The 22,774-nt window shown below is 70.5% G+C and carries 16 protein-coding genes; 10 read left to right on the plus strand and 6 right to left on the minus strand.

Annotation, left to right across the window (positions count from 1 at the left end; genetic code table 11):
* Positions 1-74: 74 nt before the first annotated feature.
* From ACFWP5_RS10685 to ACFWP5_RS10720, 8 genes are all read left to right on the plus strand, one after another.
* Positions 75-917 carry a M24 family metallopeptidase gene (locus ACFWP5_RS10685; RefSeq protein WP_384153465.1) on the plus strand — a complete coding sequence of 281 codons (843 nt, stop codon included), beginning with the start codon at positions 75-77 and terminating at the stop codon, positions 915-917.
* A complete protein-coding gene (locus ACFWP5_RS10690) occupies positions 914-2,671 on the plus strand; it encodes an SDR family oxidoreductase (protein ID WP_384153468.1) in 1,758 nt (585 codons plus the stop codon). Before ACFWP5_RS10685 ends, ACFWP5_RS10690 begins: the two co-directional genes overlap by 4 nt.
* A complete protein-coding gene (locus tag ACFWP5_RS10695) occupies positions 2,668-3,555 on the plus strand; it encodes a metal-dependent hydrolase (protein ID WP_384153471.1) in 888 nt (295 codons plus the stop codon). The genes ACFWP5_RS10690 and ACFWP5_RS10695 overlap by 4 nt, the downstream gene beginning before the upstream one ends.
* Positions 3,556-3,872: 317 nt before the next feature.
* Positions 3,873-4,787 carry a MerR family transcriptional regulator gene (locus ACFWP5_RS10700; protein ID WP_384153598.1) on the plus strand — a complete coding sequence of 305 codons (915 nt, stop codon included), beginning with the start codon at positions 3,873-3,875 and terminating at the stop codon, positions 4,785-4,787.
* A 122-nt stretch (positions 4,788-4,909) separates the two neighbouring features.
* Positions 4,910-5,458: an RNA 2'-phosphotransferase gene (locus ACFWP5_RS10705; RefSeq protein ID WP_384153474.1), complete on the plus strand. Its 549-nt coding sequence runs from the start codon at positions 4,910-4,912 to the stop codon at positions 5,456-5,458.
* A gap of 69 nt (positions 5,459-5,527) precedes the next feature.
* Positions 5,528-5,974: a hypothetical protein gene (locus ACFWP5_RS10710; RefSeq protein ID WP_384153477.1), complete on the plus strand. Its 447-nt coding sequence runs from the start codon at positions 5,528-5,530 to the stop codon at positions 5,972-5,974.
* Between the two features lie 42 nt (positions 5,975-6,016).
* Complete coding sequence (locus ACFWP5_RS10715) at positions 6,017-6,919, plus strand: LLM class flavin-dependent oxidoreductase (RefSeq protein WP_384153480.1); 903 nt, start codon at positions 6,017-6,019, stop codon at positions 6,917-6,919.
* A 117-nt stretch (positions 6,920-7,036) separates the two neighbouring features.
* A complete protein-coding gene (locus ACFWP5_RS10720; protein WP_384153483.1) occupies positions 7,037-7,915 on the plus strand; it encodes a Cof-type HAD-IIB family hydrolase in 879 nt (292 codons plus the stop codon).
* A 37-nt stretch (positions 7,916-7,952) separates the two neighbouring features.
* Here the strand turns inward: ACFWP5_RS10720 and ACFWP5_RS10725 are convergent, their stop codons facing one another.
* The 6 genes from ACFWP5_RS10725 to hisC form a co-directional block, all read right to left on the minus strand.
* A complete protein-coding gene (locus ACFWP5_RS10725; RefSeq protein ID WP_384153486.1) occupies positions 7,953-9,002 on the minus strand; it encodes a M23 family metallopeptidase in 1,050 nt (349 codons plus the stop codon).
* Between the two features lie 226 nt (positions 9,003-9,228).
* Positions 9,229-10,917 (minus strand): GAF domain-containing protein, encoded by a 1,689-nt coding sequence (locus ACFWP5_RS10730; RefSeq protein ID WP_384153489.1) that lies wholly within the window; start codon positions 10,915-10,917, stop codon positions 9,229-9,231.
* A 60-nt stretch (positions 10,918-10,977) separates the two neighbouring features.
* Complete coding sequence (gene cydD, locus ACFWP5_RS10735) at positions 10,978-14,472, minus strand: thiol reductant ABC exporter subunit CydD (protein WP_384153492.1); 3,495 nt, start codon at positions 14,470-14,472, stop codon at positions 10,978-10,980.
* A 127-nt stretch (positions 14,473-14,599) separates the two neighbouring features.
* Positions 14,600-15,604: a cytochrome d ubiquinol oxidase subunit II gene (gene cydB, locus ACFWP5_RS10740; protein ID WP_384153495.1), complete on the minus strand. Its 1,005-nt coding sequence runs from the start codon at positions 15,602-15,604 to the stop codon at positions 14,600-14,602.
* A gap of 21 nt (positions 15,605-15,625) precedes the next feature.
* The gene (locus ACFWP5_RS10745; protein ID WP_384153497.1) at positions 15,626-17,134 is read right to left on the minus strand and encodes a cytochrome ubiquinol oxidase subunit I; all 1,509 of its coding nucleotides are present in this window, start codon (positions 17,132-17,134) and stop codon (positions 15,626-15,628) included.
* Positions 17,135-17,404: 270 nt separating this feature from the next.
* Positions 17,405-18,484, minus strand: a complete 1,080-nt coding sequence (gene hisC / locus ACFWP5_RS10750) for a histidinol-phosphate transaminase (protein ID WP_384153499.1) — start codon at positions 18,482-18,484, stop codon at positions 17,405-17,407.
* Between the two features lie 628 nt (positions 18,485-19,112).
* On the opposite strand from hisC, the gene ACFWP5_RS10755 reads away from it, so the two are divergent.
* Both ACFWP5_RS10755 and ACFWP5_RS10760 read left to right on the plus strand, forming a co-directional pair.
* Positions 19,113-20,225, plus strand: a complete 1,113-nt coding sequence (locus ACFWP5_RS10755) for a LacI family DNA-binding transcriptional regulator (RefSeq protein ID WP_384153503.1) — start codon at positions 19,113-19,115, stop codon at positions 20,223-20,225.
* Positions 20,226-21,548: 1,323 nt separating this feature from the next.
* Positions 21,549-22,664, plus strand: a complete 1,116-nt coding sequence (locus ACFWP5_RS10760) for a metallophosphoesterase (protein ID WP_384153506.1) — start codon at positions 21,549-21,551, stop codon at positions 22,662-22,664.
* Positions 22,665-22,774: the final 110 nt, after the last annotated feature.

The raw sequence follows: 22,774 nt of genomic DNA on the forward strand, positions 1-22,774 counted from the left end.
TAACAACTGTCACATTCACGAGTGTCAAGTTACGAGCACGTACCGCAGTCGGTGTGGACAGGTGGGGCGGTGGCATGACTACGGCGGTGACACGCGAACTCTCCGCGGAACTGCGGGGGTTCAGGGAGGTCCAGCGGCTGGCGTACGAATGCGCCGAAGCCGTCGCGGCCCGGCTGGAGCCCGGGGTGAGCGAGCGCGACGCGGCGCGGATGCAGCGGTCGTGGCTGCGCGCGCGGGGCGTGCGGGACTGGTTCCATCTGCCCTTCGCCTGGTTCGGCGACCGCACGGCGTTCACGAACTTCCGGGTGCCGCTGCAGTTCTTCCCCACGGGCCGCCGGCTGGAGCCCGGGATGCCGTTCATCCTGGACATGGCCCCGGTGTACAAGGGCTTCACGGCCGACATCGGCTATTCGGGCTCCCTGGGCGCCAACCCGGTGCAGGACAGGCTGATGGCCGACCTGGAGGCGCATCGCGCGCTGCTCCTGCGCGAGGTGCGCGAGCGGCGACCGCTGCGCGAGATCTACGAGGACGTGGACCGCCTCATGGTCCGCCAGGGCTACGCCAACCGGCACCGCGCGTACCCCTTCGGCGTGATCGCGCACAAGGTCGACCGGGTCGCCGAACGCCCTTGGTCCCCCAGGCTGTTCGGGTTCGGCACCCAGTCCCTGAAGGGCCTCGCGAGCGACGCGCTGCACGGCCACCGCGACGGCTGGTCCCCGCTCTGGTCGCCGTACCGCTTCTCCGATCATCCCCCGCACCCGGGCCTGTGGGCGGTCGAACCGCATCTCGGATTCCGGGGCACGGGCGCCAAGTTCGAGGAGATCCTGGTCGTCACCGACTCCAAGGACCCCGAACAGAGCGCCTTCTGGCTCGACGACGATCTGCCTCACGTGCGGCGCTGGGCGGAGGACAAGTGACGCTTGAGGGTGCGCGCGAGCGCTGGGTGCGGACCGGCGGAGTCGAGCTGTGCGTGGCCGAGTTGGGGGACCCCTCGCGCCCCACGGTCGTCCTGGTGCACGGCTACCCCGACAGCAAGGAGGTGTGGTCCGAGGTCGCGTCCCGGCTCGCGGACCGCTTCCACGTCGTGCTCTACGACGTCCGGGGCCACGGCCGGTCGACGGCCCCGGAGCCGCTGCGGGGCGGGTTCACCCTGGAGAAGCTCACGGACGACTTCCTGGCGGTCGCGGACGCGGTCAGCCCGGACCGGCCGGTGCACCTGGTGGGACACGACTGGGGCTCGGTGCAGTCCTGGGAGTTCGTCACCGTCGAGCGCACGGTGGGCCGGATCGCCTCCTTCACGTCGATGTCCGGGCCCTCCCTCGACCACTTCGGCCACTGGATCAACAAGCGCCTGACCCGGCCCACCCCGCGCCGCGTCGGCCAACTCCTCGGCCAGGGCGCCAAGTCCTGGTACGTGTACCTGCTGCACACGCCCGTGCTGCCCGAACTCGCCTGGCGCGGCCCCCTGGGCAAACGCTGGCCGAAGATCCTGGAGCGCGTCGAGAAGATCCCCCGCGGCGACTACCCGACGTCGTCGCTTCCCACGGACGCGGCCCACGGCGCCTGGCTGTACCGGGACAACGTCCGGGCGAGGCTGCGCAGGCCACGCCCCGACGCGTACGCGCACGCGCCCGTGCAGCTCGTCACGCCCCTGGGGGACGCGTTCCTCTCGGAGCGGCTCTACGACGAACTGGAGCTGTGGGCACCGGGGTTGGTGCGCCACACGCTCCCGGCCAAGCACTGGATCCCGCGTACGCGCCCCGATCAACTGGCGTCCTGGATCACGGAGTTCGTGACCGCCAACGAGGGCGATCGCCCCAGGTCGACACCGGCGACCGGCAAGTACGTCGAGCGGTTCGGCGGGCAGCTCGTGCTGGTCACGGGCGCGGGCAGCGGCATCGGGCGGGCCACGGCGTTCGCCTTCGCCGAGTCCGGCGCGCGCGTGGTGGCCGTCGACCGGGACACGGAGAGCGCGGCCCGCACCGCCGAGCTGGCCCGGCTGATCGGCGCCCCCGAGGCCTGGGCGGAGACGGTCGACGTCTCCGACGAGCAGGCCATGGAGAAGCTCGCCGAGAAGGTCGCCACCGAGTACGGCGTGGTGGACGTCCTGGTGAACAACGCCGGAATCGGACTCTCCGGCTCCTTCTTCGACACCACCCCGGAGGACTGGAAGAAGGTCCTGGACGTCAACCTGTGGGGCGTCATCCACGGGTGCCGGCTCTTCGGGAAACAGATGGCCGAGCGCGGCCAGGGCGGCCACATCGTCAACACCGCGTCGGCGGCGGCGTTCCAGCCCTCCAAGGCACTGCCCGCCTACAGCACCTCCAAGGCGGCCGTGCTCATGCTGAGCGAGTGCCTGCGCGCGGAGCTGTCTGGGCAGGGGATCGGCGTCTCGGCGATATGCCCGGGCCTCGTCAACACCAACATCACCTCGACCGCGCACTTCGCCGGGGTCGACGCCGACGAGGAGAAACGGCGCCAGAAGAAGTCGGCGCGGCTGTACGGGCTGCGGAACTACCCGCCGGAGAAGGTCGCCGACGCGATCCTGCGGGCGGTCGTACGCAACGAGGCCGTCGTGCCCGTCACCCCGGAGGCGCGCGGCGCCCATCTGATGTCCCGGTTCGCCCCGCGCGCGTTGCGGGCGATGGCCCGCCTGGAACCGCCGCTGTGACCTCCGAGAGCGAGCAGCACGCGATCGTCCCGCGCAGGGTCTGCTTCGACTGGTCGCGCACGCCCCTGCACTGGATACCGGACGAGCCGACCGCCACCCATGTCGTCAACGTGCTGCATCTGCTGCTGCCGGCGGGGGAGCGGTGGTTCGTGAAGGTCTTCAAGGAGGGCCTGCCGCTGGTCAGGGACCCCGAACTCCTCGCGGACGTCAAGGGGTTCATGGGCCAGGAGGCCACGCACAGCGTCCAGCACGCGCACGTGCTGGACCATCTCGCGGCCCAGCGGCTCGACACCGCGGACTTCACCCGGTACGTCGACTTCCTCTTCGAACGGCTGCTCGGCGAACGCCCACCGCTCGGCGCGCCGGTGCCGGAGCGGGAGTGGCTGCGCTTCCGGCTGTCGGTCGTCGCGGCGATCGAGCAGTTCACGGCGGTGCTCGGCGACTGGATACTGGCCGCCGAGGCCCTCGACCGGGGCGGCGCCGACGAGATCATGCTCGACCTGCTGCGCTGGCACGGCGCCGAGGAGGTCGAACACCGCGCGGTCGCCTACGACATGTTCCAGCACTGCGGAGGCCACGGCCTCCCCCGCTACGCCCGCCGTGTCGCCGGCATGGCGGTGACGGCGCCCGTGATGCTCGCCATGTGGACCTGGGGCACGGCCTACTTGATACGCCACGACCCCCAACTCGCGGGCCGCGTCCGCTACTCGCTCGCCGCGCACAACAAGGCCGTACGAAAAGGCCTGTTGCCCACCTGGCGCTCACTCGGCGCGGCCGTCCCCCGCTATCTGCGGCGCTCCTACCATCCGTCGCGGGAGGGGTCGTTGAACCGGGCGGTGGAGTACCTGAGAAGGTCACCGGCGGCACGGGCGGGGGCTGCGTGAGGTCCGGGGCGGCCGCGGGCGGCAACGAGGATGGGGTCAGGGGAGCAGCTGGGGGCGAGGGCGGGCCACGGGCAACGGTCGGGTCCGGGGCGCGGCCAGGTGCGGTGGCCGGGTCGGGGACCGGGTCCAATCCGGGTTCCTGCTCCGCGCCCGGCTCCGGCTCAGGTTCGGCTTCGGGCTCCAGGTCCGGCTCCGGGCAACGCGCAGAGAGCGGCCCCGATTCGGGCTCCCGCCCCTCTCGCCCCGGCGCTGACTCCAACTCCGGCCCAGGCACCGGCTCCAGTCCTAGCCCCAGCCCCAGAGAGGTCTCCTACCGGATCGAGGACCTCGCGCATCTCAGCGGGGCCACCGTCCGGACGATCCGTGCCTACCAGGACCGCGGCCTGCTCCCCCGCCCCGAGCGGCGGGGCCGGGCCAATGTGTACGCCGACGTCCATCTCGCCCGGCTCCGGCAGATCGCGGACCTTCTCGACCGCGGCTACGGCCTGGCCTCCATCAAGGAGTTGCTGGACGCCTGGGACGCGGGCCGGGGACTGGGCGGGGTGCTCGGGCTGGCCGCCGAGGTCGACGGGCCGTGGACCGACGAGGAGGCGGTCCGGATCTCGCGCGCCGAGCTGGAGCAGCGCTTCGGCGACAGCCCGGACGACGCGGCCGTCGCCGAAGCCATCGAACTCGGCGTACTGGAGCCGGTCCCCGGAGACACCGACTCCTTCCTCGTACCGAGCCCCCAAGAGCTGGCGGTGGCCGTCGAGTTGTACGCCTCCGGGGTCCCCCTGCCCGCGATCTCGTCCCACCTACGGGAGTTGAGGGTCCAGGTCGAGCACATCGCCTCCCGTTTCCTGGAGTTCACCACCGAGCACGTCTTCGCCCGCTACCTCGACGGCTCGCACCGTCCGACCGACGCGGACGCCACCGAGGCGGCCTCACTCGTACGACGACTGCGGCCGCTCGCGCGGCAGACCGTGGACGCCGAACTCGCCCGCGCGATGCGCCTGTTCGCGAACCGGCCCCTGCGCCGGCACCTCGGGGCGGCGGAGCCTTCGCGATCCGTGTCCTCGTCACGTTCCGTGGCCGTTCCCGAAACGACAATGCGGGCCGTGGAGGCGTTGGTTGGCCCTGCGAAGGCGGCAGAGTTCGTCGCGCTGGCTGCCGAACGGGAGCTGCGGGCAAGGGCGTTGGATGCGCTCATGCCAAAGGCGGTGTCCCCAGCCGATCTTGACGAACTGGGGTGACATGACAGGGAGTTATCCACAGAAACGCCAATTCCCTTGTGGATAACTACAGTTGGTTGTGGATCAAACATCGGCCACAAAAGAAAGTGCGTGATCCACGTCTCTCCCGTCATGCTGAGCGGATGGATGAAAGACGCACCGTGAAGGTGTCGAAGTACCTCTCCAAGCATCTGCGCCACCAACCCGAGCGGATCGGGCTCACCCTCGACGAGGCCGGCTGGGTCGAGATCGACACGCTGATCGCCGCCTGTACCGCACACGGGTTCCGGTTCAACCGCGAAGAACTCGACCACGTGGTGGTCACGAACGACAAGCGCCGCTTCGCGATCGAGGGCACCCGTATCCGCGCCAGCCAGGGCCACAGCATCGAGGTCGACCTCGGACTGCCCCCGGCCATCCCACCGCCGTACCTCTTCCACGGCACGGTCGCACGCAACCTGGACGCGATCCGGGCCGAGGGGCTCCGGCCCATGAACCGTCACGCCGTACACCTCTCCGCCGACCGGGAGACGGCGACCCGCGTCGGCGCCCGCCGCGGCCGCCCCGTCGTGCTCTCCGTGGACGCGGGCACGATGCACAAGCACGGCCAGGTGTTCCGGGTCAGCGAGAACGGCGTGTGGCTCACGGAGTCGGTACCCGTGCGGTACTTGCGGTTTCCCGAATCCCACTGACTCCGTGCGGCCTGAGGAGTGCCTCCCCGGTATGGCCTCAGCGGCACCGCCCCCGGCATGATCAGTGGTATGGACCATTTCCCGACCACCGAGGCCGCCGTCACCGCCCTCCGCGCCATCGCGTCCGAGTACGCGCGTGAGATCGAGGTCACCCATGACATCGGCGCCGACCAGACCTCACGCCGCACCTCCGCGGGCTTCGGCGTCACCACCGACCCGGACGGTTCGCTCCCGCACGAGGCCTACATCGAGTTCGGCGGACTGCCGCGCGTGAGCGTGCGGCTCTATCCCGAGGACGACGCCCTGATCACGGTCGAGGGCATCGACTGCCCCGACATCGCCCGCGACGACGTCCCCGCCTTCCTCCGCTCCGTCTTCGACGGCCACGCCTACGTCAAGACCCGCAGCTTCCCGCCCAGTTGCCGCCTGGTGGTACCTCTGCCCGGCGACCGGACGCACAAGGAGTGGATCTCGATGATCACCCTCACGCCGTGGCTCAACAGCCGCATACAGTGACGGTTTCACGTGAAACACGGACAGACGCATAGCCTAGGAATCATGAGCCTGCGCCTGAGCACCGTGATCCTCCCGTACCGCCGCTGGAACGAGGGGAGCCGCGAGGCATGGCAGCGCGCGGAGCAACTCGGCTTCCACACCGGTTTCACCTACGACCATCTGTCCTGGCGCACCTTCCGGGACGGCCCGTGGTTCGGTGCCGTACCGACGCTGACCGCCGCCGCTGCCGTCACCGAGCGGATGCGCCTGGGCACCCTCGTCACGTCGCCGAATTTCCGGCACCCGGTAACCCTCGCCAAGGACCTCATCTCTCTCGACGACGTCTCCGACGGGCGCGTCACCCTCGGCATCGGCGCGGGCGGGACCGGCTTCGACGCCACCGCGCTCGGGCAGGAACCGTGGACCCCGCGTGAGCGTGCCGAGCGGTTCGGGGAGTTCGTTCCGCTGCTGGACCGGCTGCTCACCGAGGACTCCGTGTCGTACAAGGGCGACTTCTATTCGGCGCACGAGGCGCGCAACATCCCGGGCTGCGTGCAGCGGCCCCGGCTGCCCTTCGCGGTGGCGGCCACCGGTCCTCGTGGGCTGAAGCTCGCCGCCCGGTACGGACAGGCGTGGGTGACCACCGGCGACCCCAAGCTGTTCGAGAACGGCACTCCTGAGCAGTCGGTTCACGCCATTCGCGGGCAGGTCGAGAAGCTGGCCGACGCCTGCGCGGCGATCGGCCGGGACGCGGCCGGAATCGACAAGATCCTGCTCACCGGTTTCACCCCGGACCGCGGCCGTCCGCTGGAGTCCCTCGGCGCGTTCGTCGATTTCGCGGGCCGGCACCAGGAACTGGGCTTCACCGACATCGTGATCCACTGGCCCATCCCGGACTCCGACTTCGCCGCCGACGAGAAGATCTTCGAGCAGATCGCCATGGAGGCTCCGACGCAGCTCCGCTGAGTCGGCACCGCGGCTCCGCAGGCACCGCGGAGCGCAACGGCCCTGGTAGGGGCGGTATCTACTCACCTGTGCGCACTCCCGCACGGACGTGCGGGCACAGTGCGGGAGAATGGCCCGGTGACCTCAGCGACTCGACAGCCCGAGACCCCGGCCTCCGCCGTCCCGCCACGGCTGATCGCCACCGACCTGGACGGCACTCTGCTGCGCGACGACAAGTCGGTGTCCCCCCGCACGGTGGCGGCCCTGGCGGCGGCCGAGGAGGCGGGTATCGAGGTCTTCTTCGTCACCGGCCGCCCGGCCCGCTGGATGGATGTCGTCAGCGACCACGTCCACGGCCACGGCCTGGCGATCTGCGGCAACGGCGCCGCCGTGGTCGACCTGCACGGCGGCCCCGGCGCCCACCGTTTCGTGAAGGTCCGCGAACTGGCCCGGGAGAACGCCCTCGACGCCGTACGCCTGGTGCGCGAGGCTGCGCCCGGGACCGTGTACGCGATCGAGCAGACGTACGGCTTCTATCAGGAGCCGGCGTATCCGAAGCTGCACCTGGAGATACCGGACACCCTCGCCCCCGCCGAGAAACTCCTGGCACCGGACGCCCTGGGCGCCGACGAGCCGGTGCTGAAGATCCTCGCGTTCCACGCCGAGCTGGACCCGGACGTCTTCCTGAACGTAGCCCGCCTCGCCCTCGGCGACCGCGCGAACGTCACCCGCTCCAGCCCCAGCGCCCTGCTGGAGATCAGCGGCCCCGGCGTCTCCAAGGCGAGCACCCTCGCCCTGTGCTGTGCGGAGCGCGGTATCGCGCCCGCGGAGGTCGTCGCCTTCGGGGACATGCCGAACGACGTCGAGATGCTCACCTGGGCGGGACAGTCGTACGCGATGGGAAACGCGCACCCCGACGTGCTCGCCGCGGCCTCCGGGCGGACCGTCGACAACAACGAGGACGGTGTGGCGGTCGTGATCGAGCGGATGCTGGCGGAGCGGCGGTCACGGGCGTAACAGGCGCAGTCCTGGAGCGCACCCCTTACCCGGACGTTCAGCCGATCGGCACGCCCCGCTGTGTCAGCCAGGGCAGTGGGTCGACCGCGGATCCCATGTCCGGGGTGACCCGCACCTCGAAGTGCAGGTGGGGGCCGGTGGAGTTGCCGGTCGTGCCGGACTGGGCGATCCACTGGCCGGTGGTGACGCGGTCCCCCTGGTCGACGGTGACGGCGGCGAGGTGGGCGTACTGCGTGTAGTAGCCGCCCGGGTGCTCGATGACGATCTCGATGCCGAAGGCACCTCCGCACGACACCCGCACCACCCGGCCCGCTCCGGCCGCGCGCACCGGCGTACCGATGGGCACCGCGAAGTCCTGGCCGGTGTGCCGGTTCGCCCAGCGGGAGCCGCCGCTGCCGAAGCCGGCGGAGAGTTCGACGGTCTCCACCGGCGCGACCCACGGGCCGGTGACGTGGGTCGGCGGCTGGTCGAGGCGGACGGCGCCCCGACAACTGCCCGCCGCGACCGAGGCGTCCGCCTGGCCCTGCAACTGGCCGCGCGCCTCTTCGAGTTTGCGCTGGATGCCCTGCTTCAGGTCGGCGAGTTCGGCGTTCCGCTTCTCCAGCGTCCGCCACGCCGACGCGGCCTTCGCCTCGTCGGCGGTGAGCCGTACCTCGGCCCGGTGGCTCCTGCCGATCGCGTTGCCGACGGCGAGATCCACCTGGGAGAAGACATGCTGATCGCGCATCAGATCCTCGGGGCTGTCCGCGAGGATGATCCGGGCCGCCATCGGGATACCGCCGCCGCTGCGGTACTGGGCGCGGGCGATCCGGCCCAGGTCCGCGTGCAGCCGTGCGATCTCCCGTCGTTCGCTGTCCAGTTGCCCCTCGACCTGCTGGGCGCGGGCCCGTTGCGCGTCGGCCGCCTGCCGTCCCACCTCGTATCGCTGCGTCGCGACGGCCGCGTCCTGGTACAGCCGCGCCACCTGCGCACTGGCACCGGCGGCGGCGTGGGTGTCGTCGTCACCGTCGCCGGGACGGGCCGCCAGGACGGCGAGCGCGCACAGCAGCACCGGAACGAGCAGCGGATGACGGCGAGATGAGCGCATGTCAGCGATCGTGACCCGCGCGGCGGACGAAGGCCCTGTTCAAGTCGTACGCATGGGGGACGCGTTGCTGCGAACGGCTCAGCGGGAGCCACGGCGGGCAGGTGCCTGACAGGGCTCGGCGGAAGCCGCACCGGACGGGTGTCTGACAGGGCTCGGCGGGAGTCACGGCGGACAGGGTCCCGGCAGGGCTCAGCGGAAGCCGCACCGGACAGGGTCCCGCCGGGGCTCAGTGGGGCGCCTGCCACACCACCGTCGTACCGCCGCCGTCCTCGCCGGTGCCCGGCCCGTACCAGCTGTCGCCGCCCAGGGATTCGGCCCGCCGCTTGAGGTTCTTCAGGCCGCTGCGCCGGCCGCCCGCGGGGATGCCGACCCCGTCGTCCGCCACGGTGAGCCGTACGCCGGGCCGGCCGTCCGGCAGGGTCGCGGTCGCGTCGACGACGACCTCGATGCGAGCCGCCTCCGCGTGCCGGAACGCGTTGGAGAGGGCCTCGCGCAGGGCCGCGATGAGGTTCTTGCCGGTGAGGTCGCCGACCGTCGTGTCGACCGCGCCGACGAAACGGTGCGCGGGCTTGAAACCGAGCGGCACGGCGGCCATGTTGATCTCCCGCAGCACCCGCGTGCGCAACCCGGAGGGCGCCTCGGCGGGGCCCTGCTGGAGCGCGAAGATCGCGGTGCGGATCTCCTGGATGGTGACGTCGAGTTCGTCGACGGCGTTGCCCACGCCGTGCCGCACCTCGGGGACGAGCGACCCGCGCTGGGCGCTCTCCAGCATCATCCCGGTGGCGAACAGCCGTTGGATGACCAGGTCGTGCAGGTCGCGGGCGATCCGGTCGCGGTCCTCGTACACCGCGAGCCGCTCCCGGTCGCGCTGTGCCTCGGCCATCATCAGCGCGAGTGCCGCCTGCGAGGCGAACTGGGTCGCGAGGGTGCGCTCGGCCTCCGTGAACGGCCGCTCGCCCTGCGCGCGGGGCGTGACCAGGGCGCCCAGGACGCGTCCTCCGCTCTGCAGGGGCAGCGCCATGATCGGCCCGTACGCGCGCGCGAGGGCGCTGAGCATACGGGGATCGGTGGCCGCGTCCGCCACGAACACCGGCTGTCCGTCGAGGAGTCGCGCGACGATCTCGCTCTCCGGCGGGACGACCCTGCCGAGCTGGTTCGACGGCTGTTCCGAGGCCACGGCGACGATCTCCATGCCGCCCTCGTCGGCGGGCAGCAGCACGATCCCGGCCGCCGAACCGGACAGCCGGCGGGCCCGTTCCGCGACGACCTGCAGCGCGTCCTCGGCATCGCCGCCGGACAACAGGGCGGTCGTGACGGCCACCGACCCGTCGATCCACCGCTCGCGCTGCTTGGCGGCCTCGTACAGCCGGGCGTTGCCGATGGCGATACCGGCCTCGGTCGCCAGCACCCGGACCATGTTGACGTCGTAGTCGTTGAAGGGATCCCCGCCGCGCTTCTCGCCCAGATAGAGGTTCCCGAAGACCTCCCCCTGGACGCGGATGGGAACGCCGAGGAAGCCGCGCATCCGCGGATGGTGCTCGGGGAAACCCCAGGACCGCGGATCCTCGATCACATCCACCAGCCGCACCGGCTCCGACTCCCGGATGAGCGCGCCGAGCAGCCCCTTGTGCCCGTCGGGAAACCGCCCGATGCGCCGCGCGGTCCCCGCGTCGACCCCGTGGAAGACGAAGTCGGCGAGCGCGTCGCCGTCCTCGTCGATGACACCGATCCCCGCGTACCAGGCGTCCGTCAGCGTGGCCGCCGCCCCGCAGATCCGCTCCAGCGTGGAGTGCAGTTCGAGCCCACTCCCCACGGACCGCATAGCCTCCAGCAACTGCGGTACCCGCACGGCCAGTCCGGCCGACAGTCCCGGGGAGGGCGGTGGCGGGGGACCGGGGCGCGGGGTGGCTGGCATACCCCGAGCCTAATTAGCCCTATTTGTTCCGGAAAGTCGAGCGGCTCGGCAGCAAGGCCCCTAACCCGCCGCCACCAGCAGCTCCGACTCCGCCTCCCGCTCCGCCATCCCCCGCAACGGCCCCTCCACCGAGGCCAGTCCGGCGTACGGCCCCCGCTGCACCACACGTCCCTCGTCCAGCACGATCACCTCGTCCACGTCCTCCAGACCCGCGAGCCGGTGCGTGATGAGCAGTGTCGTACGGCCTTCCGTGGCGGCCAGCAGATCGGCGGTGAGCGCGTCGGCGGTCGCCAGGTCCAGGTGTTCGGCGGGCTCGTCGAGCACGAGGACCGGGAAGTCGGCGAGCAGCGCGCGGGCGAGCGCCAGCCGCTGCCGCTGCCCGCCGGACAGCCGCGCTCCATGCTCACCGACCAGCGTGTCCAGGCCGTCGGGCAGCCCGTCGGCCCAGTCGAGCAGCCGGGCACGCGCCAGCGCGGCCCGCAGTTCGTCCTCGGTCGCGTCCTTCTTCGCGAGGAGCAGGTTCTCGCGCACCGAGCTGTCGAAGAGGTGCGCGTCCTGGGCACACAGCCCGACGAGCCGTCGTACGTCGTCGCCGTCCAGGGCGTACGCGTCCACGCCGGCCAGCGTGTACGAACCCGCGTCCGCGTCGAGGAAGCGCAGCAGCACCTGCGCCAGCGTCGTCTTGCCGGACCCGGAGGACCCGACGACGGCGACCCGGCGGCCCTTCTCCAACGTCAGGTCGAGCCCGGCCAGCGCGTCCCGTTCCTGCCCGGTGTGCCGGGCGGCCAGTCCCTGTACGACGAGTGGGAAGGGTGTCGCGGGCGCCTGGCGGGGCCTCTCCGGTTCCCGTACGGGCTCGGGGGCGTCCAGGACCTCGTACACGCGCTCGGCGCTCTTGCGGACCCGCTGCCGGTACTGCACAGCGAGCGGCAGCCCTAGGACGGCCTCGAAGGCGGCGAGCGGGGTGACGACGACGGCCGTCAGGACACCGCTGAGCCGTCCCGCGGCGACGGCCTGGGCGGCCACGAGCGCGGTGGCGGCGACGGTCAGGCCGGAGATCAGCGCGGTGAGGCCGTCGCCGAGGGCGGTGGCGGTGGCGGCGCGGGAGGCGATCCGGGTGAGTGTGCCGTCGGCCCGTTTGGCCTCCGCCGTACGGGCGGGCAGCGCGCCGGCGACCGTCAACTCCGCGGTGCCGGTGAGCAGTTCGGTCACGCGGGTGGCGAGTGCACCGCGGGCGGGGGCCAGCCGCCGTTCGGCACGGCGGGCCACGGCGCCGGTCACGAGGGGGACGCCGACGCCGGCCGCGAGAAGGCCGACGGCGAGGGCGGCCCCGGCCTCGGGCAGCAGCCAGGCCGTGAAGCCGACCGTCGCGGCGGAGACGGCGACCGCGACCCCGGCGGGCAGCAGCCAGCGCAGCCAGTAGTCCTGCAGCGCGTCCACGTCGGCGACGAGCCGGGACAACAGATCGCCGCGGCGGGTGTCGCGCAGCCCGGCGGGTGCCAGCCGTTCAAGGCGCCGGTAGACGGCGACCCGGGTGTCGGCCAGCATCCGCAGCACCGCGTCGTGCGACACGAGGCGCTCCGCGTACCGGAACACGGCCCGCCCGATCCCGAAGGTTCGCGTCGCCGTCACGGCCACCATCAGGTACAGCACGGGCGGCTGCTGCGAGGCCCGCGAGATCAGCCACCCCGAGGTGGCCATGAGTCCAACGGCACTGCCGAGCGCGAGACTTCCGAGCAGCAGCGCCAGGACGAAACGTCCACGCCGGGCGCCGGACATGGCACGGACCCGGGTGAGAACGCCACCCGCGTGGGCCGTGAGCCGCGTCTCGGGTTCGTCGAGGGCAACGGGACTCACCGGCGCCTCCGACGAGACCGGGCTCGTATCGGCGAGCGTCGGCACGGCCTCCGCGCGAACCGCGGTCTCACCCTCCGTCACCCGCACCACCCGGTCGGCCACCGCCAGCAGGGCCGGCCGGTGCACCACGAGCAGGACCGTCCGTCCGACCGCCAACCGCCGTACCGCCTCGACCACTTCGGCCTCGGTCGCTCCGTCCAGCGCGGCCGTCGGTTCGTCGAGGAGCAGGACGGGCCGGTCGGCGAGGAAGGCCCGGGCCAGCGCCAGCCGTTGCCGCTGCCCGGCGGACAGCCCGGCCCCGTCCTCACCGAGCACACTCTCGATGCCCTCGGGCAGCGCGTCCACGAAGTCCAGGGCACCGGCATCGGCCAACGCCCGCCGTACGGCCGTGTCGTCGGCGTCGGGCCGGGCCAGCCGTACGTTCTCGGCGATCGTTCCGGCGTACAGCTGCGGGCGTTGCGGCACCCAGGCGATCCTCGATCGCCACCGCTCCAGGTCGACGTCGGTGAGATCGACTCCCCCGACACACACCCGGCCCTCGGCGGGCCGTACGAACCCCAACAGGGCGTTCAGCACAGTGGACTTGCCCGAGCCGCTCGGACCGACGAGCGCGACCGTCTCTCCGGGTTCCACGGTGAAGGACACGTCCGACGCGGCGTCCGCGGACCGCCCGGGATAGCGGACCGTCACGCCCTCGAAGAGCAGGGCGTCCGACGGCGCTTCAGTGCTGCCTGAGGACGGTACCGGTGTCTCCAGTACCGAGAAGATCTCCTCGGCCGCGGCGAGGCCCTCCGCCGCCGCGTGGTACTGCGCGCCCACCTGACGCAGCGGCAGGTACGCCTCGGGGGCCAGGACGAGGACGACGAGACCGATGTAGAGGTCCATGTCGCCGTGAACGAGCCGCATGCCGATCGTCACGGCGACCAGGGCCACAGAGAGCGTGGCGAGCAACTCCAGGGCGAAGGAGGAGACGAAGGCGATCCGCAGCGTCCGCATGGTCGCCTGCCGGTACTCGCCGGTGATGCGCCGGATCGAGTCGGCCTGCGCCTTGGCCCGTCCGAACACCTTCAGGGTCGGCAATCCGGCGACCACGTCCAGGAAATGCCCGGAGAGCCGGGAGAGCAACTGCCACTGACGGTCCATCCGGGACTGCGTGGCCCAGCCGATCATCACCATGAAGAGTGGGATGAGCGGCAGCGTGCCGACGATGATCGCCGCCGAGACCCAGTCCTCGGTGACGATCCGCGCCAGCACCGCCACCGGGACGACCACAGCGAGCCCCAACTGCGGGAGATAGCGCGAGAAGTAGTCGTCGAGTGCGTCGACGCCCCGGGTGGCGAGGGCGACCAGCGATCCGGTCCGCTGCCCACTCAGCCAGCCGGGGCCCAGCTCCACGGAACGCTCCAGCAGCCGACCCCGCAGCTCCGACTTCACGGCGGCGCTGGCGCGGTGGGCGGCGAGTTCGGTGAGCCAGGAGACCAGGGCACGGCCGACGGCGACCGCCACCAACAGCAGCAGGGGAGTGCCGAGTTCACCGACGGACATCCGGTGCTGGAAGGCACCGACCACGACCTCGGCGATGAGCATCGCCTGAGCGATGACCAGCACCGCACCGACGGCACCCAGGCCGACGACCGCCATCAGGAAGAGGCGGGTGGCGCGGGCGTATCGGAGCAGACGTGGATCGATCGGTTTCACGTGAAACACACCCTCTTCTCAGGAGGTCCCGACTTCTCAGTAGGTCCCAACGGGGCATGTTTCACGTGAAACATGCCCCAAGTCGGACTCGGCCCTCAGACTCAGCCCTCGGGCTCAACGCTCAGGCTCAGTGCGCGGCTTCGGCGATGTGCTGCGTGCCGATCCGCTTGCGGAACACCCAGTACGTCCAGCTCTGGTAGAGCAGGACGATCGGCGTGGCGATCCCCGCACACCAGGTCATGATCTTCAGGGTGTACGGGCTCGACGAGGCGTTGGTGACCGTGAGGCTCCAGTCCGGGTTGAGCGAGGACGGCATGACGTTCGGGAAGAGCGACAGGAAGAGCATCGCGACGGCGGCCACGATAGTGACGCCGGAGAACGCGAACGACCAGCCCTCACGCCCGACTTGGATCGCCCCCAGCGCCGCGACCAGTGCGACGACGGCCACGATCAGCGCGACGAGGCTCTTGCCGTCACCGCTGTCGACCTGGGTCCAGATCAGGAAGGCCAGCGCCAACAGGGCGGTGACGAGCCCGACTTGAAGGGCCAGCTTCCGCGCCCGCATCCGGATGTCCCCGACGGTCTTGAGTGCTGTGAACACTGCGCCGTGGAAGGTGAAGAGCGTCAGCGTGACCAGGCCGCCGAGGATCGCGTACGGGTTGAGGAGGTCCCAGAAGGTGCCCACGTACTCGAAGTTCTTGTCGATCTTCACGCCCCGGACGATGTTGCCGAAGGCCACGCCCCACAGGAACGCGGGGAGCAGCGAGGTCCAGAAGATCGCCGTCTCCCAGTTGCGCTGCCAGTTCTCCTCCGGCCGCTTCGCCCGGTACTCGAAGGCGACGCCCCGGACGATCAGGCAGACCAGGATGATCAGCAGGGCCAGGTAGAAGCCGGAGAAGAGGGTGGCGTACCACTCGGGGAAGGCGGCGAAGGTCGCGCCGCCGGCCGAGAGGAGCCAGACCTCGTTGCCGTCCCAGACAGGGCCGATCGTGTTGATCAGCACCCGCTTCTCGGTGCGGTCACGGGCGAGCAGCTTGGTGAGGATGCCGACCCCGAAGTCGAAGCCCTCCAGGAAGAAGTAGCCGGTCCACAGGACGGCGATGAGGACGAACCAGACGTCGTGCAGTTCCATGACTGTTGCAGCTCCCTCGGCCTAGTAGGAGAAGGCCATCGGCTTGTCGGCGTCACGGGAGTCGCCGCCGATCTTCGTGGGCGGGTTGAGGTCGGCCTCGGTGAGTTCGGGCGGGCCGGCCTTGACGTACTTCGCGAGCAGCTTGACCTCGATGACGGCGAGAACGGCGTAGAGCGAGGTGAAGATGATCATCGAGGTGAGGACCTCGCCCTGGGAGACGCTGGGGGAGACCGCGTCACGGGTCTGGAAGAGGCCGTAGACGACCCAGGGCTGGCGGCCCATCTCGGTGAAGATCCAGCCCCAGGAGTTGGCGATCAGCGGGAAGCCGAGGGTCCAGATCGACACGAGCCAGTAGAGCCGGGTGAGCTTCGGGCCGAGGGCCTTGTTCTTGAAGAGGACGACGTTCGGCACTTCGTCCTCGGCGACCCGCAGATGCTGGGGCAGCATGAACTTCTTGCGGGTCAGCCAGAGTCCGGCCAGGCCGATGGCGAAGGACGCCATGCCGAAGCCGATCATCCAGCGGAACGCCCAGAAGGTGACGGGGATGATGGGCCGGTAGTCGCCGGGACCGTACTTGGCCTGCTCGGCCTTGTTGGTGTCGTTGATGCCGGGGACGTACGAGCTGAAGTCGTCGTCGGCGAGGAACGACAGTATCCCGGGGATGGACAGCTCGACGGAGTTGTGGCCCTTGCTGACGTCGCCGTAGGCGAAGATCGAGAACGGCGCGGAGTTCTGGCCGTCCCACAGCGCCTCGGCGGCGGCCATCTTCATCGGCTGCTGCTTGAACATGACCTTGCCGAGGGTGTCACCGCTGACGGCGGTGAGCAGGCCGGCGATGGTGACGGTGATCAGGCCCAGTCGCAGCGAGGTCTTCATCACCGAGATGTGCTTCTTGCGGAACAGGTGGAAGGCCGCGATACCGACCATGAACGCGCCGCCGGTCAGGAAGGACGCGGAGAGCGTGTGGAAGGCCTGGGCGAGCGCGGTGTTCTGGGTCAGCACGTGCCAGAAGTCGGTGAGTTCGGCACGCCCTTTGGCCTTGTTGATCTTGTAGCCGACGGGGTGCTGCATCCACGAGTTGGCCGCGAGGATGAAGTACGCCGACAGGATCGTGCCGATCGAGACCATCCAGATGCAGGCCAGGTGGATCCTCTTGGGCAGCTTGTCCCAGCCGAAGATCCACAGCCCGATGAAGGTGGACTCGAAGAAGAACGCGATCAGCGCCTCGAAGGCGAGCGGGGCACCGAAGATGTCACCGACGAACCGCGAGTAGGTGGACCAGTTCATGCCGAACTGGAACTCCTGCACGATGCCCGTGACGACGCCCATGGCGATGTTGATCAGGAAGAGCTTGCCCCAGAACTTGGTGGCCCTGAGGTACTTCTCGTTCTCCGTACGCACCCACGCGGTCTGCAGCCCGGCCGTGAGAGCGGCGAGCGAGATCGTCAGGGGGATGAACAGGAAGTGGTAGACGGTGGTGATGCCGAACTGCCATCGCGCCAGGGTCTCCGGCGCCAGAGCCAATTCCACGTCGTCAGTCTCCTTACGTCGCCGTGGTACAGCGGCAGTTTGCCCCTTTTGTCGCACGCATCATGGGACGAACCGGGACACGCTTGTGAACGCGTTCACATTCACAAGCTATTATGACGTACCGATTTTCGACAGAGGAAGCGGGGTCCCCATTACGAAGGGGGGTCACCCTGCGGCAACCCCCCTGACGTCACTCGTTACGAACCCTCACATCGGCGGTTGTGACGAACCACCCATCGGCAGTCGTGGCGAACGACCCGCGGGCGACCGCTAGAACTCCTTGCGGAACCCCTCCGCCACCTTCAGGAAGATGTCGTTCCCCTCGGTCTCCCCGATCGTGATCCGCGCCCCCTCGCCCGCGAACGGCCGCACCACCACGCCCGCCTGGTCGCAGGCCGCCGCGAAGTCGAGCGTGCGCTCCCCCAGCCGTAGCCACACGAAGTTGGCCTGGGTCTCCGGGACCGTCCAGCCCTGGGCGCGCAGCATGTCGACCACGCGGGTGCGCTCGCCGACCAACGAGCCGACGCGGCCGAGCAGTTCGTCCTCGGCGCGCAGCGAGGCGACCGCCGCGTCCTGCGCGAGCTGGCTCACGCCGAAGGGCACCGCCGTCTTGCGCAGCGCCGCCGCGACCGGCTCATGGGCGATCGCGAAACCGACCCGCAGCCCGGCGAGGCCGTACGCCTTGGAGAAGGTCCGCAGGACGCAGACGTTCGGCCGGTCGCGGTAGAGCTGGACGCCGTCCGGCACCTCCATATCGCGGATGAACTCGCGGTAGGCCTCGTCCAGTACGACCAGCACGTCGCCGGGCACCCGGTCCAGGAAGCGCTCCAGCTCGGCCCGCCGGACGACCGTGCCCGTCGGGTTGTTGGGGTTGCAGACGAAGATCAGCCGGGTGCGGTCGGTGATGGCGTCCGCCATCGCGTCCAGGTCGTGCACGTCACCCGGGGTCAGCGGGACCTGCACCGCCGTGGCGCCGCTGACCCGCGTGATGATCGGGTACGCCTCGAAGGACCGCCAGGCGTACATGACCTCGTCGCCGGGGCCGGAGGTCGCCTGGATCAGCTGCTGGGCGACGCCGACCGAGCCGGTGCCGGTGGCCAGGTGGGAGACAGGGACGCCGAACCGTTCCGCCAGCTCGTTCATCAGACCGGTGCACGCCATGTCGGGGTACCGGTTGAAGTTCAGGACCGCGGCGGTGACGCTCTCCATCACGCCGGGCAGCGGGGGGTACGGGTTCTCGTTGGAGGACAGCTTGTAGGCCACCGGACCGTCGGCCGCGGCGGGCCTGCCCGGCTTGTAGGTGGGGATACCCTCCAGCTCGGCGCGCAGCTTCGGGCTCGTCTCGCTCACCGCAGTCCTCCTTGTGACCACCACCGGCTTTCAATACTGCTCACCTTATGAGGATTCGGGGCCGGCGCGTACAGGTCCGGTCCGGGTGAGCGGTCGTCGGCGTCCACGGGAGCAATCGCCAACGTCCACGCGAGCAGTCGTCGGCGTCCGGGAGAACAACCTCGGCGTCCACACGAGCAGCTTCCGGCGTCGGCGTGAACCGTCTCCGGTGTCCGCATGAACAGCCGCCGGTGTCCGCATGCTGAGTCTCCGGTGTTCGCATGAGAAGTCTCCGGTGTTCGCATGAGCATCCGCCGGGTGTCGGTCGGGATCGCCCCACGCGTCACATCCGCATCAGGGGCAACACCATACGAAGGCGCACGAACCGGGGGCGCGCTGTACATATATCTATGCGCCGGTAGCTCGCGCCGTGGCGCGCGTCCCTCGTGCAGGTGAGTTGAGACCTCTTCGAAACATGGGGGACTTGGCAGGCCCATGCGCGCCGACAAGTCACGTAATGCCATCGCATCGCTTAACTGACTTTGTTTCTAAGGTAGTTGACCCCTTCTGACCTTGCAGAAACGTGCCTGTCAACGCGTGCATATGCGTCCGCACTACCCCACCGCATGAGCCCTACTATCGGCTCGCCATGACAGCAGCAGGGAAGCACCAGGTGAGCCGCGCGGAAACCTCTCGTCGAGGAAGCCGGCCGGGCCGGGCGGGAATCAGAGACGTGGCCGCCGCGGCCGGAGTCTCCATCACGACCGTCTCCGACGCCCTCAACGGCAAGGGCCGGCTCCCGGACGCCACCCGACGCCATGTCCGAGAAGTCGCCGACCGGCTGGGCTATCGGCCCTCCGCGGCGGCTCGCACACTCCGTACCGGCAAGTCGGGCCTCATCGGCCTGACCGTGACGACGTACGGGGATGAACCTTTCACCTTCACCGAGTTCGCGTACTTCGCCGAGATGGCGCGCGCCGCCACCTCGGCCGCGCTCGCCCGCGGCTACGCCCTCGTGATCCTCCCCGCGACCTCGCGCCACGACGTGTGGTCGAACGTCGCCCTGGACGGCACGGTCGTCATCGACCCGTCCGACCAGGACCCGGTGGTCACCGAGCTGGTCCGGCAGGGTTTACCGGTCGTCTCCGACGGCCGCCCGGCCGGCTCGCTCCCGGTGACCGCGTGGGTGGACAACGATCACGAGGCCGCGGTCCTGGGCATCCTGGACCACCTGGCCGACGCCGGCGCCCGCCGGATCGGCCTGCTCACGGGCACCAGTACGGACACGTACACGCACCTCTCGACCACCGCATACCTGCGTTGGTGCGAGCGGGTGGGCCAGGACCCGGTGTACGAGTCCTATCCGGCGCACGATCCGTGCGCGGGCGCCGTAGCCGCCGACCGGCTGCTCGCCCGCCCCGACCGGCCCGACGCGGTCTACGGCCTGTTCGACCCCAACGGCACGGATCTGCTGGCCGCGGCGCGTCGGTACGGGATGCGCGTGCCGGAGGACCTGCTGCTCGTGTGCTGCAGCGAGTCCACGGTGTACGCGAACACCGAGCCGCCCGTCACCACGCTGTCCCTGAAGCCGCGCCGGATCGGTACGGCGGTGGTCCAACTCCTCATCGACGCCATCGAGGGAGTCGAATCCGACCTGCCGATCGAGCAGGTGATACCGACGGAACTGATCGTGCGGACGTCGTCCCAGCGACGTCCGCCCCGGACGACGGTCAGTCCGCCTCGGTCGCCTGAGGGGAAGTAGGGGGCGGGGTTCCCCCCGGGGGGGCAGGGTCGGTGCCAGTGCCGTCCGGGCGGGTGTGGGCTCGGGTGGAGTGAGGGGTGAGGGTGTCCGGACTTCCGCTGGGTGCCGCCGTGTCAGGCGGAGGCGGAGGCCGGTTCGCTCCGGGCGTCGTGAGCGGGTGCAGACGGGGGTCTGATTCGCTCCCGGCACCGTGACGGGGTTGGCGCAGTGCCGGGAGCGTTCGGCGTCTGGTGGCAGGCGGGGCGGTGTCCGGACTTCCGCTGGGTGCCGCCGTGGTCGGGCGGAGGCGGGGGCCGGACTGTTCCGGGTGCCCGTGAGGCTCGGTGCCGGGGCTGCCGTCCAGTGCCGCCGGAGGGGGACGGCTCGGTGTCGAGCACTCCCCTCGGGTGACCGTCAGGGGTGGGAACGGTGCCGGGATTTCCTTCGGGACGTGGTGGCGGGCGAAGCGGTACTCGGACTCCCATCGAGTACCGCAGTCCGGCCGCGGCAGGGCCCGGAGTACTCGTGCCGGGTGCCACGAGCGCGACCGGGGCGGTGCCGCCAGGCGCCATGCGGATGGACGGAGCGGTACCGGGGACTCCGCTCGGCCCGCGGCGCGCAGAACCCCCCTCCGGTGCCCGTGGCGGGCCGAACGGCGCCGGGACTCCCACCCGGCGCCGGGGCCGGCAAGGCGGGCAGTGAGGCCGGCTTCGTGAGAGGCAGGGCGGTCGATGCTGACCAGTACCAGGGTGGGCGACCGGCGCCGTCGCCGTGCAGGCGGTCGACACCGGGACCGGCAGGGCGGACTGCGGAACCGGCACCTTGGCCGACAGGCCGAGCAGCGTGGACCGGACGCGACACAGGCGCCCGACACCTGGACCCGGCGCCGAAGCAGGCGCCCGGCACCCTGCACCCGGCGCCGAAGCAGGCACCCGGTCTCAGCACCGGCGTGAGCGACCAGTACCGGGGTGAGCGACCAGCACCAGGGCGAGCGATCAGTACCGGCGTGAGCGACCACCAGTACCGGCATCGAACAGACGTCCAGCACCACCCCCACCCAAGCGGCCCACTCCGACGCCGGACAACCGGTCCACTCCAGCCCCACCCAAGCGGGCCCCCACCGGCGAAATCCAGCCGCCCTGACGGCGCGAACCAACCCCCGTCAAGCAGACGGCCAACAGCCGAAGACCTGCCCAATCGGGGCGAAAGCCGCGGTGGAGCGGAGTCCTGCTCCGATTCGGCACCCCTGGGTCATCACATGGCGCGATCCGCATTCCTATGATGGGCCCACGACACCGCGGGCCGCTGCGACCAGGCAGTCCGACGCGGTGCAGCTGCGGCGCGATGGTGGAGGGGTCGATGACTCAGGGGGCCGGTCAGGGACCCGAGATGGAGCGGACGGCGACGTTGCGCGACTTCCGGGTACCCGCGTACGTCCACGAGACCGGTCCGTACGCCGACAGCGCGCAGCCCGGCGAGGCCGAACGGCCCGACGAGGAGGCCTTTGACGAGGCCTTCGACGAGGTCTATCCGGAGGGCTACACACCCACTCGGCGCGATCTGCCCGTCATCCATCGGGGTGACACGGCTCAGGTCGCGGTGGACCCGGCGTCAGCGGCGGCCCCGCAGCAGACGGAGGGCCCCGGTCCGCTGTTCGTCGTAGGAGATGTGCACGGCTACCTCGACGAACTGGTGGCCGCGCTGCGGGAGAAGGGCCTGATCGACTCGGCCGGAAGCTGGTGCGCGGGCACCGCCCGGCTCTGGTTCCTCGGCGACTTCACCGACCGCGGACCCGACGGCATCGGCGTCATCGACCTGGTGATGCGGCTGTCCGCCGAGGCCGCCGCGGCCGGCGGCTACTGCAAGGCGCTCATGGGCAACCACGAGCTCCTGCTGCTCGGCGCGAAGCGGTTCGGTGACACCCCCGTCAACTCCGGCGCGGGCACCGCCACCTTCCAGGCGGCCTGGTTGCTCAACGGCGGCCAGAAGACCGACATGGACCGCCTCCAGGACGTCCACCTGCAGTGGATGGCCCGGCTGGACGCCATGGAGCAGGTCGACGGCCACCTGCTCGTCCACTCCGACACCACCGCCTACCTCGACTACGGCGACTCGATCGAGGCGGTCAACGACACCGTCCGCGAGACCCTCACGCGCAACGACGCGGACGAGGTCTGGGACGTGTTCCGCAAGCTCACCAAGCGCTTCTCCTTCCGCGACGAGGGCGGCGCCGACCATGTCCGCTCCCTGCTCGACATGTACGGCGGGACCCGGATCGTGCACGGGCACAGCCCGATTCCCTATCTCCTGGGCGACGTGGGCTCCGAGGACGGCGAGGACACCGCCGGTCCCGTGGTCGAGGGACCGCACGTCTACGCCGAGGGACTCGCCATCGCGATGGACGGCGGAGTGACCATGGCCGGAAAACTGCTGGTCCAGCAACTTCCCCTGGATATCTGAGCGTTTATCGGGCAGGCGTCCCCCTCGGAGGACTGGCGGACGACAGCGCTGGCCAGGGGCCAATTTCTGGAAACCCCCTGTCACCGTGTGCCGTCGCCGCTCTACCATCG

This window comes from Streptomyces sp. NPDC058469 (genome assembly GCF_042721125.1).
Classification (GTDB): domain Bacteria; phylum Actinomycetota; class Actinomycetes; order Streptomycetales; family Streptomycetaceae; genus Streptomyces.